Origin of the sequence: Mycolicibacterium vinylchloridicum (genome assembly GCF_013404075.1) — a bacterium.
In the GTDB taxonomy this organism is placed as follows: Bacteria; Actinomycetota; Actinomycetes; order Mycobacteriales; family Mycobacteriaceae; genus Mycobacterium; species Mycobacterium vinylchloridicum.
The window spans coordinates 127,300-143,592 of the sequence record NZ_JACBJQ010000015.1 but is presented as its reverse complement, the minus strand read 5'-3'; the positions used below and the strand labels follow the sequence as shown (position 1 = coordinate 143,592).

The 16,293-nt window shown below is 67.7% G+C and carries 14 protein-coding genes and 1 pseudogene; 3 read left to right on the top strand and 12 right to left on the bottom strand.

All coding sequences use genetic code 11. The annotated features are described in order from the left end of the window. Positions 1-79: 79 nt before the first annotated feature. The 5 genes and pseudogenes from HPC46_RS35950 to rimP all read right to left on the bottom strand — a co-directional run. Positions 80-361 (bottom strand): annotated as a pseudogene (locus tag HPC46_RS35950) (translation initiation factor IF-2 N-terminal domain-containing protein); the annotation flags it as partial. A gap of 80 nt (positions 362-441) precedes the next feature. Then, entirely contained in the window at positions 442-828 is a 387-nt protein-coding gene (locus tag HPC46_RS15115) for a YlxR family protein (RefSeq protein ID WP_179471174.1), read from the bottom strand. Positions 829-900: 72 nt separating this feature from the next. After that, positions 901-2,271 carry an NAD(P)-binding protein gene (locus HPC46_RS15110; RefSeq protein WP_179471172.1) on the bottom strand — a complete coding sequence of 457 codons (1,371 nt, stop codon included), beginning with the start codon at positions 2,269-2,271 and terminating at the stop codon, positions 901-903. Positions 2,272-2,575: 304 nt separating this feature from the next. After that, positions 2,576-3,589 (bottom strand): transcription termination factor NusA, encoded by a 1,014-nt coding sequence (gene nusA / locus HPC46_RS15105; protein WP_179471170.1) that lies wholly within the window; start codon positions 3,587-3,589, stop codon positions 2,576-2,578. Continuing rightward, the gene (gene rimP, locus HPC46_RS15100) at positions 3,586-4,116 is read right to left on the bottom strand and encodes a ribosome maturation factor RimP (protein WP_179471168.1); all 531 of its coding nucleotides are present in this window, start codon (positions 4,114-4,116) and stop codon (positions 3,586-3,588) included. Before rimP ends, nusA begins: the two co-directional genes overlap by 4 nt. A gap of 110 nt (positions 4,117-4,226) precedes the next feature. On the opposite strand from rimP, the gene HPC46_RS15095 reads away from it, so the two are divergent. Both HPC46_RS15095 and HPC46_RS15090 read left to right on the top strand, forming a co-directional pair. Continuing rightward, positions 4,227-4,757 (top strand): hypothetical protein, encoded by a 531-nt coding sequence (locus tag HPC46_RS15095; protein WP_179471166.1) that lies wholly within the window; start codon positions 4,227-4,229, stop codon positions 4,755-4,757. Further along, on the top strand, positions 4,754-5,233 hold the full coding sequence (locus tag HPC46_RS15090) for a ferritin-like domain-containing protein (protein ID WP_179471164.1): 480 nt from the start codon (positions 4,754-4,756) through the stop codon (positions 5,231-5,233). Before HPC46_RS15095 ends, HPC46_RS15090 begins: the two co-directional genes overlap by 4 nt. On the opposite strand, the gene HPC46_RS15085 is transcribed toward HPC46_RS15090, so the two are convergent. The 4 genes from HPC46_RS15085 to HPC46_RS15070 all read right to left on the bottom strand — a co-directional run bounded on the left by HPC46_RS15085 (position 5,234) and on the right by HPC46_RS15070 (position 11,274). Next, positions 5,234-7,708, bottom strand: a complete 2,475-nt coding sequence (locus HPC46_RS15085; RefSeq protein WP_179471163.1) for a YncE family protein — start codon at positions 7,706-7,708, stop codon at positions 5,234-5,236. It abuts the gene before it with no gap. 88 nt (positions 7,709-7,796) lie between these two features. Beyond that, on the bottom strand, positions 7,797-9,551 hold the full coding sequence (locus HPC46_RS15080; protein ID WP_179471160.1) for a proline--tRNA ligase: 1,755 nt from the start codon (positions 9,549-9,551) through the stop codon (positions 7,797-7,799). Positions 9,552-9,574: 23 nt separating this feature from the next. After that, positions 9,575-10,231: a 4a-hydroxytetrahydrobiopterin dehydratase family protein gene (locus HPC46_RS15075; RefSeq protein WP_179471158.1), complete on the bottom strand. Its 657-nt coding sequence runs from the start codon at positions 10,229-10,231 to the stop codon at positions 9,575-9,577. Continuing rightward, positions 10,228-11,274, bottom strand: a complete 1,047-nt coding sequence (locus HPC46_RS15070; protein WP_179471156.1) for an ABC transporter permease — start codon at positions 11,272-11,274, stop codon at positions 10,228-10,230. The genes HPC46_RS15075 and HPC46_RS15070 overlap by 4 nt, the downstream gene beginning before the upstream one ends. Before the next feature lie 125 nt (positions 11,275-11,399). Between HPC46_RS15070 and HPC46_RS15065 the strand changes: the two genes are divergently transcribed. Continuing rightward, on the top strand, positions 11,400-12,731 hold the full coding sequence (locus HPC46_RS15065) for a purine-cytosine permease family protein (protein ID WP_179471154.1): 1,332 nt from the start codon (positions 11,400-11,402) through the stop codon (positions 12,729-12,731). A 5-nt stretch (positions 12,732-12,736) separates the two neighbouring features. On the opposite strand, the gene HPC46_RS15060 is transcribed toward HPC46_RS15065, so the two are convergent. From HPC46_RS15060 to HPC46_RS15050, 3 genes are all read right to left on the bottom strand, one after another. After that, positions 12,737-13,000 (bottom strand): hypothetical protein, encoded by a 264-nt coding sequence (locus HPC46_RS15060; protein ID WP_179471152.1) that lies wholly within the window; start codon positions 12,998-13,000, stop codon positions 12,737-12,739. Between the two features lie 97 nt (positions 13,001-13,097). Then, complete coding sequence (locus HPC46_RS15055; protein WP_179471150.1) at positions 13,098-14,591, bottom strand: MFS transporter; 1,494 nt, start codon at positions 14,589-14,591, stop codon at positions 13,098-13,100. Between the two features lie 109 nt (positions 14,592-14,700). Beyond that, a complete protein-coding gene (locus tag HPC46_RS15050) occupies positions 14,701-16,266 on the bottom strand; it encodes an MFS transporter (RefSeq protein ID WP_179471148.1) in 1,566 nt (521 codons plus the stop codon). Positions 16,267-16,293 lie beyond the last annotated feature (27 nt).

Here is a 16,293-nt window from a genome sequence, read left to right as displayed (position 1 = left end):
CCGACCTGGCACAAGCACCGTAGGAGTGTCTTCGGCAGCGTCAGATGTGTATACGAGAGCGCCGCTTGCGCGAATCGTTCGGCGGCGGCAAACCCGAAAAAGCTCCGGCCAAGCCCGCACCGGCCAGTGCCGCCGGCTTGGGCGCCCCGTTGCCGGCGGCACTGGCCGGTGCGGGCTTGGCCGGAGCTTTTTCGGGTTTGCCGCCGCCGAACGATTCGCGCAAGCGGCGCGCAACCGGGGCTTCCACTGTCGACGACGCGGATTTGACGAATTCGCCCTGATCGCTCAGACGGGCGAGAACTTCCTTACTGGTAACACCGAGTTCCTTGGCCAACTCGTGTACACGGGCCTTACCTGCCACTACATCTCCTACTCAAGAGGCGACAGCGGTGGTAGGCCGCGCCTCGGGTTTAGCTACGACGCATGGTCATCGTCGGGACTTCACGGTGTGCTCATGTTCTTCGCTTGCCTGTTCTCTCTTGCCGGGCTGGCCGGGCTCATCGACTTCTCGACGTGCTCGACCACCGCGGAGGTGTCCGGTGAACCGGTGATGCGCAACGCTCGGCCGAATGCTCGCCGCCGAATCGCTGCCTCGAGGCACCGATCAGTGGGATGCAGCCACGCACCCCGACCCGGGAGGTTACCGGCTTGGTCAACGTTTACGGCGCATTCACCGTTCCCGTTCGACACCGCTACCACTCGCAGGAGATCGACGGCCAACTCTCGCTTCCGACACCCGACGCACGTCCGCACCGGTCCTTCGGTACGTCGATGCGGTCTCTCGGGGGCCGGAGTCTCGCGCTGGATCACGGCACAGTCTACCGTCATCGCGGCACCGCTCAGAACCACCCTTCGCTGGCCTGATCCTGGCCGGGGTCCGGGAGCGGCCTGCACCGACGGTCAGCTCGCTTTCTCCTGATAAGGCGAGTATTCGTCGCGTCCGACGACACCGGAATGCCGGGGCGACAGCGCAGCGACCCGCTCGCCGAGCCGCATCGCCTGATCCAGGTTGATGTAGATCCCCGCCCCCTGGCGCCCGGTGCTGACGACACCCTCACCGAAGCCGCGCAGCGCCTCGTCGAGCAGACCGAGCTGATCGGCCGAGGCGTCGAAGTTGGAGTAGGCGTCGGTGGCCCGCTCGGATCCGAGGAAGTCGACCGCGCCGCCCGGCAGCAGGATCGACATGTCCTTCAACGCCGTAACGGCGACATCGAGCGTCTCCCCTGTCGGCACGGTGTACTCGAGCCCGATGACACCCAACGGGCAGTGCAGGCTCTGCCACTCGCCATAGTTGTTGAATCGGTGCGCCCGGATGCCGGTGTCATGGGTGTAGAGCCATTGATAGCCGTACCAGCTGTCGGGGCACTCGCGGACGTGGACCACCCCGACGACGAGATCCCGCCGCCCCGATCGCTGGGCGATGGCCACACCCAACTCGTCCAGACCCAGACTCATCGCGAGATCCTCGGGACGGCCGGTGGAGATGACCCGGTTGCACGACACCGTGGTGTCGCCGGCGGGCCCGGCCACGGTAACGGCGATACGGCCGCCCGCCGGCTTGGCTATCGAGGTCACCCGGGAGCCGAACAGCCAATTCACTTGATTGCCAAGCAATTTGGCCAACCCCGACCACAGCACACCGACCCCGCCCTGCGGATAGAAGAAGCGGTCCACCACGTCAGCCGGCCGCGGCGTGCGGCCCGGGTTGGGTAGTGCGGTAGCCAGCACCGAACCGAGGCCCGGCGACAGAATCCGCTGCGCCGCCCATCCCGCAGGGATATCCCTGGGGTCGACTCCGAAAACCTTGCGCGCATGAGGCGCCATGAAGGTCTCGGCGAGGAAGGGCCCGTACCGGTTCTTCACCCATTCGTCCAGGTTGTGGTCCTCACGACCGGTCGGCGCACGCAACTTCCAGGCCGCCAACGATGCGGCGCCGCGGGCGCGGACGGGCCAGGGTACCGAAGCGCGGAACTGTCGTGTGTCGAAGGGATAGGCGACGACATACCGGTCGCGTAGGATGCCGCTGCGCCGGCCGATGTCCGACATCGGCACACCGCCGAGCCGGTCGGCGAAATCCAGCCAGGCGCGGCGCTGTTTCGGAGTCGACGAGAGCAGGCGGTGACCGCCGAGGTCGATTTCGTTGCCGGCCACGCTCGCCGAGCGCGCGAGCCCGCCCACGTGAGCGGTGCGTTCCACGATCGCCACCGAGGCGCCGTCGGCCACGCAGGCGTCGGCCGCCGTCAATCCCGTTGGGCCGGCACCGATTATCAAAACGTCGACAGCTTGGTGAACATCGTGGCCGGAATTAATCGCGACCACCGACGCCCGATCTGCCCGACAGACCATTTGCTGCGGCGCGGAAATGCGCCGTCACGCCGTTCCCCCCATCGGCTAGACACTACAGTCCCGGCATCGTATTCAATTGCTGGATGCCAATATCCGGTTACCAATGAACCGCCATCATTCCGGTACGAACAGCGAATTCCGCAGCCAAGTTCGCTCCCGCGACATTTGCGCGAAATTTACGCATCTCATGATTCTGCCGCGGCGTAGAAGAAAATTTGCTGGCGCGGTTTTACGCCTCGGGCGCATCACCTTCGGGGGCTGCGGCGTCGCTGCGAATGTCGATGCGCCAGCCGGTCAGCCGCGCGGCCAGGCGGGCGTTCTGCCCCTCCTTGCCGATCGCCAACGACAGCTGGAAATCGGGGACGACCACCCGTGCGGCGCGGGTGCCCGCGTCGATGACCGAGACCGACACCACTTTGGCCGGCGAGAGCGCATTGGCGACGAAGCGGGCCGGGTCCTCGTCGAAGTCGATGATGTCGATCTTCTCGCCGGACAACTCGCTCATCACGTTGCGCACCCGCTGGCCCATCGGGCCGATGCAGGCGCCCTTGGCGTTCAGCCCGGGCACTCGCGAAGCGACGGCGATCTTGGACCGGTGCCCCGCCTCACGGGCCACCGCAACGATCTCCACCGACCCGTCGGCGATCTCCGGCACCTCCATCGAGAACAGCTTGCGGACGAGGTTGGGGTGGGTGCGCGACAACGTGATCACCGGCTCACGCGCGCCGCGGCTCACCCCGACCACGTAGCAGCGCAGCCGATCGCCGTGTGCATAGCTCTCACCGGGCACCTGCTCAGCAGCGGGAATGACGCCGTCGGCGCCCTTGGCCTCGGTGCCCAGTCGCACAACCACCAGCCCACGGTTGTTGGCGCGGACGTCCTGCTGGATGACCCCTGCGACGATATCGCCTTCGCGCGCGGAGAACTCGCCGTAGCTGCGCTCGTTTTCGGCGTCGCGGAAGCGCTGCAACATGACCTGGCGGGCCGTCGTCGCCGCGACGCGGCCGAATCCCTCTGGGGTGTCATCCCATTCGCTGATCACGTTGCCGTCGGCGTCGGTCTCGCGGGCCATCACCTGGACGACACCGCTCTTGCGGTCGATCTCGATGCGGGCGTCGGGCTGATGCCCCTCGGTATGCCGGTAGGCGGTCAACAGGGCCGACTTGATGGTGTCGAGCAACTCGTCGACTGAGATGCCGCGATCGATTTCGATCGCGTGCAGGGCGGTCATGTCGATGTTCATGCTCCGGCCTCCGTTCCTGCTGCTCCCGCCAGCTCCAGCTCGCGCGCTTTTGGTGGTGAAAACTCAATCTGGACAACCGCTTTGACGATCTCAGCGAGCGGGATCCGGCGTACCGTCCAATCTCTGCGATCGCGGACCACCAGGTCGACGGCACCGTCGGACACGCTGCCCACCCGGCCGGTGACCAGGGTTCCGTCGGCGAGCTCGGCATCGACCAAGCGGGCGTGTGCGCGGCGGAAGTGCTTCTCGGAGGTCAGTGGCCGCTCCACCCCGGGTGAGGTGACCTCCAGGACATAGGCGTCGCCGCTGTCCAGGCTGTCCAGCAGGGCCGAGGCCGACCGGGACAGCTCAGCAACGGTGTCGAGGTCCAGCGGAGTGTCGCCATCGGCGATGACGGTGATGTGCGGCGGCCGGGGGCGGGCGTCGATCACGACGTCTTCGATTTCATATCCGGCGCGCATGAACTCACCACCGAGTAGCTCGATCACCTGCTTCTGGGTTGGTAGCCCCGTAGAACGGCCAGCCACGGCGAGCTCCTCATCTTGAGTTGTCCTGATCTGCGTCGGATGCAGGGCTCTGCGAGAGCCAGCCCTCAACGATACGCCAGCACAGGCCGCCACAATGGCAGGATGTTGTCGTGCTGAGCCCAGATCCCAGCCCTTTCCCAGCCATCACCCGGCGCCGGGCTCTCGTTGACGGCGCCCGCGGGCTGGCGTTGTTGACGCTGCTCGGTGCGGCGAGCACCGCGTGCCGGACGAATCCGCCGCCCGAACCCGATCCGCTGGAGCGGCAAGCCGAGCTGGCCCGCCACGACAGCGAACTCGCGGCGGCCGCGGCCAAGGCCGCCCCACCCGCCTTGGCGGCGGCCTTGACCGAGCTGGCCGCCGAGCGGGGGCGGCACGCCGCCGCGCTGGACCAGGAGATCGCCCGGCTGGCCGGCAAACCCGGCACCACCACGAGCAGTACCGCCCCGACCACCACGTCGGCCGCCGCCGCACCGCCGCCCACGGTGTCCGACGTCGTCGCAGCGCTGCGCAGCTCGGCGGACAGCGCCATGAAGCTGGCGCCCACCCTGTCCGGGTACCGGGCGGGGCTGCTGGGCTCGATCGCGGCATCATGTGTCAGCGCGTACACGGTGGCACTGCCATCGGGGAAGGCCGGGCAATGACGTCCCCGACACCGTCGACCACGCCGGATCCCGACCGCCCGTCGGATGGCCCGACGGCCACGCTGTTCGACGCCGTGGCCACCGAGCACGCCACGATCTACGGCTACGGCATCGTGTCGGCCCACAGCTCCCCCGACGAGAACGATCTGGTGTCCTCGGCGATGGCCGAGCACCGTGAGCGTCGTGAGGCGGCGATCGCCATGTTGACCGGACGCGGGGCCAAAGCGCCGCTGCCTGCGGCGGGCTATCAGCTGCCGATGCCGGTGCACTACCCAGCCGACGCGGCCAAGCTCGCGGTGCGGATGGAAGAGGATTGTGCGGTCGCCTGGCGCGCAACGCTGGAGCAGGCGAACTCCGAACAGGACCGCGCTTTCGCGGTCACCGCGCTGACCGAAGCGGCGGTCACCGCAGCGCGCTGGAAGCAGATCCTCGGGACCCAGCCGGTGACGGTGGCGTTTCCCGGCGGCACCGAGTAGCTAGCCAATTCGCACGGTGCTCACCGCAGTTGATGCACGACCGAGATTGGACAGTTTCCAGTCGGTAGCGCTTACCACCTGAAGTCGAGTGCCGTCGGCCAGGAAGATCGGCGATGGTTCACTGCCCAGGTATCTCCCGTCGAGGCCGGAGACAGTACGGGTGCCGACGCGCCTGCCCGTCTCGGTGTCGATCACCGTCCACAGTTCCTTGCTGAAGAAGCTGTTGTAGAGCATCGCGGTGAGCATGGCCGGGAGTGCGAAAGGCCACAAGAACGGGACGAAGATCGACAGACCGGCAAACCCTTGAAGGGCCGCCACGATGGGCGGGGCGGCAGCCACGGTCTGAATGACGGCCCGCGCGCCATCGGGACTCAACCGAACGTCGGTGCCGACCGTGGGGTAACCGTTGCGGACTCCGGCGATGTCGAGCGTCGAGCCCACCTGTCGACCCGTCGCGGTGTCGATCACGATCACCCGCACGGTGTCGTCAGTGTGCGAATTCCCGATGATGTACGCGGCGACAACCGCGCGAGAACCGTCGGCGCTCAACACCGTTGAGAATTCTGTGCTGTCGTTGGGCAGGTTGACGGTGGCGCCCATCTGCTGGCCGGTGGCGGTGTCGATCACCGCAACCCACGATGTCACGTACAGAATGTCCGACTGGTCCGCGGTGATCACCGCACGAGAACCATCGGCACTGACCGCGACCGTGAGATTGTTGCCGACGAGCATGCCGCCTACCCGTTGGCCGGTGTCGGTGTCGAACACGGCCGCATGCGAGTTCGTGACCACCAGCACGCGAGACCCGTCATCGCTCAACGCTGCAACGCCGCCCAGGCCGGCGACGCCGAACACATCGATGATCTGCTGGCCGGTAGTGGTGTCTACGACCACCACGGAGGTGACGTATCCGGTGCTGTCATCGTTGACGACGGCGAAGACCGCGCGAGCACCGTCCTCACTCAGCCGTGCCGAACCGCCCCACACATCGCCAGATCCCGGAACGGCGATCGTGTTCCCCACCTGATCGCCGGTGGCCGTGTCGACAACGGCCAGTCGCGACGACCAGGCCGTCTGGTAGGTCCACGGGTCGCTGCTGGTCGAGTCGTTGTACCTGGCGCTCACGACGGCGCGAGATCCGTTCTCGGTGAGCACCACCGAACTCAGGGCTTCCGCGCCGGTGTCCGCAAGTGTGAGTGTGTCACCCAGCTGGACGCCTTCGGCAGTGTCGACGACCACCACTCCGCTGCCGATGGCGATCACCGCGCGAGAACCGTTGGCGGTGAACACCGTCGAACCCGACACCGCCGCCGAGCCGGAACCGGCGAAGAAGAAGCTGTCACCGACCTGGTCACCGCTGGCGGTGTCGATCACCGTCACCTGGGGCGCGGAGTAGCTGTAGGTGGCGGGGGCGTATTCGGTTGTGGTCAACACCGCGCGCGAACCATCGGGACTCACCGCGCAGAACCCGGCGCCGTCGACGGTCAGCGAGTCGCCAACCTGTTCGCCGGTAGCCATATCGAGCACCGCCACCCCGGTCGACGCCGAATACAGGTACGTGGCCGGGTCGAAGACGCCGGTGGTCACCACCGCTCGAGAATCCTTGGCGCTCAACACCGTCGAGATGCTGCCGCCTGCCACGGAAAACGTGTCCCCCACTTGTTCGCCGGTCATCGTATCGATCACGGCCACCCGGGTGGAGGCGAAGTGGGAGTACGAACTCGACGAGTCGTAGACGCTCGTGGTCACCACCGCCCGAGAACCCTTGGCGCTCAACACCGTCGACACGAATGTCCCGTCGACGCTGAACGTGTCCCCCACTTGTTTGCCCGTGACCGTGTCGAGCACCGCCACCGATATCGTCGAGTTGCCCGCGCCAGGAGCGGTCACGACGGCGCGGGAACCGTCGGCGGTCAGCACCGTCTTTGGTGGATAGCCAGTACCGGCAAAGGTGAGTGTGTCGCCGACCTGCTTCTGGGTGGCCGTATCGATCACGGCCACCCGTGTCGAGGAATAGGAGTAGGCGCCCGGAGCGTAGACGGCCGTGGTCACCACGGCACGGGTGCCGTCCGCACTGAGCACCTGACTGATGGGACTGCCGGTGATCATCGGGGTGCCGATCACCGAGATTCCGGAGAGCTTGCGCTCAAGGTCGCGCACGGCCTGCCCCAAGCCGTCGGCAAGCGTCACCGCTGATAACACCGTCTTCTGCGACGAACGCTTGCCGGTCAACGGTCCCGGGTTCTGCACATCGCTTGGGCGCGTCGCGACCGGCGCGGAGATCCGGTTGCGCACCGTGGTTCGGCTCGGCGCGCTTGCCTTGCGCGGAGCGTGATGCGCTGCCTGCGACGAGCTCGACGATGACCCGGCCGACGGCGTCGCGTCAGCTGTTGCGACTCCCTGACCCAGCGCGATACCGACGCCCAGCAGCACCGCCAGGCCACCCACTCGACCGACAAACCGACCAGCGTTCACAGCACACCCCCAGACCGAGCTGTTGTCTGGAGAGTCTGGGCCCCGGCCGGGGCCGTGGGTGCAGTAGTCGGCTACCGCACTTGGGCAGCTAGGGCTGTGGCTCGGCCAGCGCCGCCGCGATCTGCGCGACCGCGCCGGCCGCGGCGACCTCGTGCTTCTCGCCGGTGAACCGATTCCGCAGCTCGACGACCCCGTCGGCCCAGCCACGCCCGACCACGACGATCCACGGCACCCCGATCAGCTCGGCGTCCTTGAACTTCACCCCCGGGGAGGCGGTGCGGTCATCGAGCAGCACCTCCAGGCCCAGCCGGTCAAGGTCGCGGGCCAGCTCCTCGGCGCCGGTGCGCGCCTGCCCATCCTTGTTGGCGATCACGACATGCACGTCGAAGGGCGACACCGACGACGGCCAGCGCAGCCCGAGCTCGTCGTGCTGCTGTTCGGCGATCACCGCGACCAGCCGCGACACCCCCACTCCGTAGGAGCCCATGGTCAGCCGCACCGGCTTGCCGTCCTCGCCGAGCACGTCGGCGGAGAAGGCGTCGGTGTACTTGCGGCCCAGCTGGAAGATGTGGCCGATCTCGATACCGCGCGCCGACACCAGCGGCCCGGCACCGTCGGGTGACAGGTCGCCGTCGCGCACCTCGGCGGCCTCGATCGTGCCGTCGGCGACGAAGTCACGGCCGGCCACCAGGCCGACCACGTGCTTACCGTTCTCGTCGGCGCCGGTGATCCAGGTCGTCCCGTCCACCACCCGCGGATCCACCAGATAGCGAACACCGTTGGCCAGCAAGCCTTTCGGACCGATGTAGCCCTTCTTCAGGAACGGGTATTTGGCGAAGTCGGCATCGTCGAGCATCACGTATTCGGCCGGCTCCAGCGCGGCACCGAGGCGCTTGTCGTCGACTTCGCGGTCGCCGGGCACACCGATGGCCAGCAGCTCCCAGTCACCGCCCGGCACCCGCACCTTGAGCAGCACATTCTTGAGTGTGTCGGCCGCCGTGATCTCGCGGCCCAGACCCGCGGAGTTGGCCCATTCGACCAGGGTGGCGATCGTCGGGGTGTCGCCGGTGTCGTAGACCGTGGCCTCGGGCAGTCCCTCGACCGGGCGCGACTCCGGGATCGCGGTGATGACCGCCTCCACGTTGGCCGCGTACCCGGATTGCAGGCAGCGCACGAACGTGTCCTCGCCGATCTCGCTTTCGGCCAGGAATTCCTCCGACGCCGACCCGCCCATCGCACCCGACACCGCCGAGACGATCACATAGCGAATTGCCATGCGCTTGAACATGTTCTGGTACGCCTCGCGGTGCGCATGGTAGGCGGTCTTGAGGCCGTCGTCGGCGATGTCGAACGAGTACGAGTCCTTCATGATGAACTCGCGTCCGCGCAGGATGCCGGCCCGCGGACGGGCCTCGTCGCGGTACTTCGTCTGGATTTGGAACAGCAGCAGCGGGAAGTCCTTGTACGAGCTGTACTCCCCCTTCACCGTCAGGGTGAAGAACTCCTCGTGGGTGGGGCCGAGCATGTAGTCGTTGTCCCGGCGGTCCTTGAGCCGGAACACCCCGTCGCCGTATTCGGTCCAGCGGTTGGTGGTCTCGTAGGGCGCCTTGGGCAGCAGCGCCGGGAACAGGATCTCCTGCCCGTTGATCGCGATCATCTCCTCGCGCACGATCTTCTCGATCTTGCGCAGCACCCGCAGGCCCAGCGGCAGCCAGGTGTACAGCCCCGGCGCCACCGGCCGGACGTAGCCGGCCCGGATCAGCAGTTTGTGGCTGGGCACTTCGGCGTCGGCCGGGTCATCGCGCAGTGTGCGCAAGAACAGCTCGGACATGCGGGTGATCACAGTGGGCAAGCCTAGCGATCGCCTCAGTCGCGTCCTTGCCAGGTGCAGATGCAGGCCTCATTACCCTCCGGGTCGGCCAGTACCCAGAACGCCGGCGCGGCCTCATCGGATATCAGGGTCCCGCCCGCCGCGATCGTCGCCGCGATGCGGTCGGCGGCGGCGTCGTGGGGCACGTCGATATCGAGGTGGATGCGGTTGCGCTGCGGCCGCGGGGCGTCCATCTGCTGAAACCAGATCGCCGGACCACGTCCCGACGGGTCGATCAGCCCGTCGGACAGGTCGGAGGGCCCGGGTTCGTCGACATACCCCGTGGCCGCCTTCCAGAACGCCCGGACTGCCGCGATGTCCAGTGCGTCGATGGCGATCTCGAGCGCCTGCACCGAGCCGGGCCTGCGCCCCAGCCCACGGTCGGCCAGCGCCGCCGAAATGGTGTGCGCCAGCTCGATGTCCAGGCCCGTCACCGCCCACTGATCCGCCGATTGCAGACGCAGCACCGCACGCTCGGCACGGATGTCGACGCTCAGATGCCCCTGCCCGTCCTCGCCGGCGGCCTGAATAGCGAGTACGGCCACCTCGCCGGCCTGGGCCAGTGACGACACGGGCACATCGGCGTAGATGGCGCCGAGCACCAGCCGCCAGCCCAAGCCGTCGATCGCCTCAGAGATCTCCTGGCGGTTCACGCGGCCGCCGCGGATTGCCCCCGATGGAACATCGCCGCGCCGATGAGGCTCACCACCACGCCGCCGACGATCCAGCAGACCAGCACGACGATCGAGTGCGTCAGTCCGTGGCCGTCGAAGTACACGATCCGGCGGATCGCGTCGGTGCCCGCGCCATTGGGCAGCACACCGCTGATCGCACGCCAGAACGGCGGCAGCACCGACGGTTGATATGCGCCACCGGCCGACGGGTTGCCCAGGATGACGAAGATCACCACGGTCAGCCCGATCCCGATGACCCCGAACAGAATCTGGAGCGCGATCGTCACCGTCGCGGCCGACAACGTCACCAGCGTGCCGATCCCGGCGATCGGCCAGAAGTGGCCGTTCATCGCGTGCAGTACCGGCTCCGCGACCACCGCACCACCGAACCCGGAGGCCAGCGCGTAGGGCACCGTCGCCCCCAATCGCCACAGTGAGCGCGGAAAGGTCGCCGGCCGTGAGCCTTTCGCGATGCCGAGCATCGAGGCGAACAGATAGCCGCCGACCACCCAGCCCACGACGAGGTAAAAACCGGACAACCCACGGGCGTCGCCGGAGAACAGCGGGACGACGTCGTCGACGGCGACGGTGCGTTGCTGGGCTGCGGTCACCTTGGTGAAGATCTGCTCGAGCGCCCCAGACACCGCGGTGCCGCCGCCGGACGCGACCAGCAGCCGGTCTTCGGTGCCGGCCGGGTTGAGGATGTAGACGCCGGAGACGTCACCAGAGCGCAGCGCCGCGCGGGCCGTGTCCTCGTCGCCGGCCGCCGAAGCCGTGACGGGATCACCGGCCAGGTCGTTGAGCTGGCCGACGACCTGCCCGGCCACCTGTGCGGGCGCCACGACGGCGACCGGAATCTGATGCGGTGTCGGCGAATGGAAGGCGCCGAGGTAGGACAGGATGAACGCGAACTGCAACATCAGCACGCCGGCGCCGAGCGCCAGGGTGCGCGGCGCAACCGCGTCGCGGAAGCGGTCCTGCCAGGTCTCCGGCGTCTCGGGGGCTACGTGCTTGTTCACCATTCGGCTCATCTTCCTCCGCCGGAACCGTGCGAGCACCGGCGAACTAGGGTGGGTGGGTGGCACCTGAATCGTCGCCCACAGGATCTGCAGGATCTTCTCTGGCGGCCCAAACCTACTCCGGCCGGATGCCGTCGCATGTCGGCGACATGGCCGTCGAAACCCACGGCATCGCACCGATCCCGCCGGACAACCGGTATGGCTCCGCGCGCCGGCTTTTCACCGTGTGGTTCGCACCCCAGGTCAACATGACCGTGGTGTTCACCGGCACGCTCGCCGTGGTGCTGGGGCTGGGGTTCTGGCTCGGGCTGCTGGCCATGGTGATCGGCACGGTGGTCGGCTCGCTGGTGGTCGGCTACCTGTCCACCTGGGGCCCGCGGACCGGCACCGCCCAATTGCCCAACGCGCGCATGGCATTTGGCGGCACTGTCAGCGTGGTTGCGGTGATCCAGTGGTTGTCCTCGATCGCGTGGGACGGGCTGGTCGGGCTGTTCGGCGGTGAGGTACTGGCCGAGCTGGTCGGCATGCCGTTCTGGCTGGCGGTCGTCATCGTGCTGGCCGCGCAGGGCGCTGTCGGCGTCTTCGGCTACGAGGTGATCCACCGCGTGCAAGCCGTGATGACCGTCGTGCTCATCGCCACCTTCGCGGTGTTCGCCTGGAAGCTGGTCAGCGGCCATCAGGTGATCTCACTGCCCACGTTGAGCGGTGCGGATCTCGCGGGCGCGTTCGTTCTCGAGGTCACCATCGCACTGAGCCTGGCGATCTCGTGGGCCAGCTACGCCTCCGACTACAGTCGCTACCTTCCGGTGAACACATCGCGCAACGCGGTGTTCGGCTACACGTTCGGCGGTCTGGCGGTGGCCTACATCGCCGTGCAGGCCATCGGGGTGGCGGCCGCGGGCACCCTCACCGATCAGACCGCGCAGGGCGTGCGGGAGATCATGGGCGGCGGCGTGCTGGGCGCGGTCGCGCTGCTGGTGATCGCGCTGGGCTCAGTGGCTTCCAATGCGATGAACGACTACAGCGGCTCGCTGGCGCTGCAGACCGTCGGGGTGCGGGTGCGACGGCCGGTGTCGGCGGTGGTGGTCGTGGTGATCGCGTTCGCACTCATCATGTGGCTGCACTCCGGCGACATGGCGTCGCGCTTTCAGGGCGTGCTGCTGTTCGTCAGCTACTGGATTCCGGCGTTCGTCGCGATCGTGGCCATCGACTGGCGCTTCCGCAGCGCCGGGCGGGACACCGTCGACCCCGCCACCGAGGTGACGCCGCGCACCGACGGTCTCGTCGCACTCGGGGCGTTCTTCGTGGCGTTCGCCGCGGCAGTCCCGTTCATGCACACCAACCTCATCGTCGGCCCGGCGGCCACTGCGCTGCATGGCGCCGATCTGGCCTACTTCGTGAATTTCCTTGTCGCAGTGGCGGTTTACGGCGGCTATCGGATGGTGCGCGCGCGCCGCTGAAGGCCTTAGGGGCTGAACCGGGCCTGCAGCGCGTCGAGTAGTCCGCGCACCTCGTTGATCCGGGCGTTGATCCGCTGCATGTCGTGCCGCAGCCGGATCTCGCTGTGACCGGCCCTCGCGCCCCGCGTGCGCGCAGCCAAGATTTCGAGTTCGTCGAGCTCCAGGCGCAGGATTTCCTCGAAACGGCGCGCCTGCGCCTGATCAGCGGGATGCGCCGACCGGGTGGGCCACGGCTCGAAGTCCTCGGGGGAAACAGCTACCACGCTCATCAGCCATAGCCTCGACCTCGTCGCGCCCTGATCAATTACCGCGCCGTACCGGCTCGGTAAGGATTCGTTCACGCCGCCGCAGGCCGCACTGTGAGCGCTAGAGTTCGCCGGCCTCGACCGCTTCGCGGGTGTGCTGGGCGGCGGCGATATCACGGGTCGAGAAACCGATCCCGAGCGCGGCGACGCCCACCAGCACCGCGATGCCCGCCACCCACAGCAGCGAGTAGGTGTAGCCATAGCCGAGCGCGTCGAGTTGGGCGGGCGTCATGTACTTCACCGGCCCCGTGGTTCCGCCCAGATACAGGGTGCGGGAGGTCTGCACGGCCTGGATGACCACCAGCACCAGCGGACCACCCAGGTTGAACACCATGAGCGTGATCGACGAGACCGGGCCGACCTCGCGCGGGCCGACGTTGGCCAGCGTGCACAGCGGAAGGATCACCGAGATGATGCCGATCCCCAGGCCGCCGACGACGATGGGGACGAACAGATCGGGGAAATACGGGATCTGGCGGTTCAGCGTCGACCCGTAGAGCATCGCGGCGAGCACCAGCAGCCCGCCGCCGAGGATCACCCAGCGCGGCGGAATTCGCAGTGCCAGCCTGGTGGCCGCGACATTGCCGACCACGAACGCGGCCGCGAACGGCATGAAGCAGATGCCTGCCCGCAGCGGCGAATACCCGAGCACATCCTGGACGAGCAGGCCGATCATCACGCTCAGGGTCAGCATCACGCCGCCGGCCAGGAAGTACGCGGCGAACGAGGCGACCCGGCTGCGGTTGTCGAACACCTCGAACGGCACCAGCGGGTTGTCGGCTTTGCGTTCGACCACCAGGAAGGCGATGGAGAAGACGACGGCCGCGGCGCCCGCGCCGATCACCCACGGATCGATCCAGCCGCGGGGCGGGCCCTGGGTGAAGACGAGCACCGCCGAGGTACACGCCAGCGTGGCCAGCATTGCGCCGCTGACGTCGAGTTTGAGGCGTTCGTGCCGGGTTTCCTCGAGGCGGGTGAGCGCGACGACGATGATGAAGATGCCGATCGGCACGTTGACCAGGAACGCCAGCCGCCACGACAGGCCGGTCACCGCACCGCCCAGGACGAGCCCGAGCACCGAGCCCAGGCCCTGCATGGCCGCCGAGACCGCCAGCGCCTGATTGCGGGGATGCCCGACCGCATAGGTGGTGGCGATCAGCGCCAGCCCGGTCGGAGCGGCCACCGCGGCGCCCATGCCCTGCACCGCTCGCGCCACGATCAGCGTCCACTGATCATTGGCCAGCCCGCAGGCCAGCGAGGCGATGGTGAACACGCCGACGCCGGAGATGAACGCCCGTTTGTGGCCGACGGCGTCACCGACGCGGCCGCCGAGCAGGAGCAGCCCCCCGAAGGTCAATACGTAGGCGGTGATCACCCAGCTCTTGGAAGCATCGGACAGGCCGAGCTCGGCCTGCATTCGCGGCAGAGCGACGATCACGATGGTGCCGTCCAGCGTGGACATCAGCTGCATGCCGGTGATCGCGACGATCGCGAGGCCCAGCACGCGGGAGGCAAGCGGTCTGGTGGCCGGTAGCGGACCGCTCGCGCCAGACATGGGTAGCTACCCTACCGTCCGCAATCGGGTGCGCTTCGAAAGCGCCGGGCGCACGAAACCGCGCCGAAACGGGATCGAGACTAGAGCTCTGCTCAATCCGATGTCGAGCTCAAAGCTCTCCGGCGTCGATCGCGTCTTTGACTTCCTGCGCGTGGGCGACCTGCGCCGCGGTGTAACCGATGAACAGCGCGACCGCACCCACGATCACCGCGACGGCGGCGACCCAGAGCAGGCCATAGGTGTAGCCCTGGTCCAGGGCGTGCAGCTGCGCGTCGTTCATCTTCTTCACCGGGCCGGTGGTGCCGCCCAGATACAGCGTGCGCGAGGTGATGACGGCCTGGATGATGGCCAGCACCACGGGTCCGCCGAGGTTCTGCAGCATCAGCGCGATCGCCGACACCGGGCCGATCTGGTCGAAGCCGACCCCGGCGATGGCCGACACGGTCAGTGGCACGACGATCATGCCGATCCCGAAGCCGCCCACCGTGATCGGGATGACGAGGTTCGGGAAGTACGGGATGCCGCCGTTGAGCGTGGAGCCGTAGAGCATCGCGGCCAGCACCAGCACCCCGCCGGCGATCACCAGGAGCCGCGGCGGGAAATGCGACACCAGCTGCGACGACAGCCCAAGGCCGATGCCGAGCGCGATGACGAACGGGATGAAGCCGATCCCGGCCTTCAGCGCGCTGTAGCCCATGATGTCCTGCACGTACAGCCCGATCAGCACGGTCAGCGTGAACATCACGCCACCGGCCAGGAACACGGCGGCGAAGGTGGCCAACCGGTTGCGGTCACGGAACAGGGCGAACGGCACCACGGGGTTGACCGCACGGCGCTCGACGAAGACGAAGGCGACCAGCGCGACCACAGCCACGGCACCCGCCGCCAGGATCATCGGTGACGACCAGCCGTTTTCGGGGGCTGACGCGAATCCGAACACGGCCGCGGTGCAGCCGATGGTGGCCAGCAGCGCGCCGGCGGCGTCCATCTTCATCCGCTCCCGCTGGGTTTCCCGCAGGGTGTTGCGGGCCAGGTAGATCATCAGCAGGCCGATCGGCACGTTCACCAGGAACGCGAACCGCCAGGACACCTCGACCAGTGCACCGCCGACCACCAGGCCCATCACCGAACCGATGCCCGTCATCGCGGCGAACACCGCGGTCGCGGCGTTACGTGCCGGCCCCTTGGGGAAAGTGGTGGCCACCAGGGCCAGGCCAGTGGGTGAGGCGATCGCCGCGCCGACCCCTTGCAGCAGGCGCGCGATCACCAGAGTTGCTTCGTCCCAGGCGATTCCGCACAGCACCGAGGCGATGGTGAACAGTGCGACGCCGACGATGAAGGTGCGCTTGCGGCCGATGGTGTCGCCGAGGCGGCCGCCCAGCAGCATCAGGCCGCCGAACGTGAGCACATAGGCGGTGATGACCCAGCTGCGGCCCGCGTCGGACAGTGCCAGCTCGTCCTGGATCTTGGGCAGCGCCACGATCGCGACAGTGCTGTCCATCGTGGCCAGCAACTGCATGCCGCCGATCGCGGTGACCGCGGCGAAGAAGCGCCCCGACGGCAGCCAGGCCGGGTACTTGCTGGCGCGTTCCAGAGAGGTCGGCTCGAGGCGCATCGGAACAGCGCGCTCGGAGCTGTTGGCGGTCGCCCGCGCAGCGTCGTTGAGAGCCGTCATAGCGGCCTACCCTACAGTAATCTTAAG

Excerpts from the sequence above, each read along its gene's own strand:
- HPC46_RS15090 (WP_179471164.1), top strand. The coding sequence starts at position 4,754 with ATGACGTCCCCGACACCGTCGACCACGCCGGATCCCGACCGCCCGTCG.
- nusA (WP_179471170.1), bottom strand. The coding sequence starts at position 3,589 with ATGAACATCGACATGACCGCCCTGCACGCGATCGAAATCGATCGCGGC.
- HPC46_RS15050 (WP_179471148.1), bottom strand. The coding sequence starts at position 16,266 with ATGACGGCTCTCAACGACGCTGCGCGGGCGACCGCCAACAGCTCCGAG.
- HPC46_RS15070 (WP_179471156.1), bottom strand. The coding sequence starts at position 11,274 with ATGGTGAACAAGCACGTAGCCCCCGAGACGCCGGAGACCTGGCAGGAC.
- HPC46_RS15065 (WP_179471154.1), top strand. The coding sequence starts at position 11,400 with ATGCCGTCGCATGTCGGCGACATGGCCGTCGAAACCCACGGCATCGCA.
- HPC46_RS15060 (WP_179471152.1), bottom strand. The coding sequence starts at position 13,000 with ATGAGCGTGGTAGCTGTTTCCCCCGAGGACTTCGAGCCGTGGCCCACC.
- HPC46_RS15115 (WP_179471174.1), bottom strand. The coding sequence starts at position 828 with ATGACGGTAGACTGTGCCGTGATCCAGCGCGAGACTCCGGCCCCCGAG.
- HPC46_RS15055 (WP_179471150.1), bottom strand. The coding sequence starts at position 14,591 with ATGTCTGGCGCGAGCGGTCCGCTACCGGCCACCAGACCGCTTGCCTCC.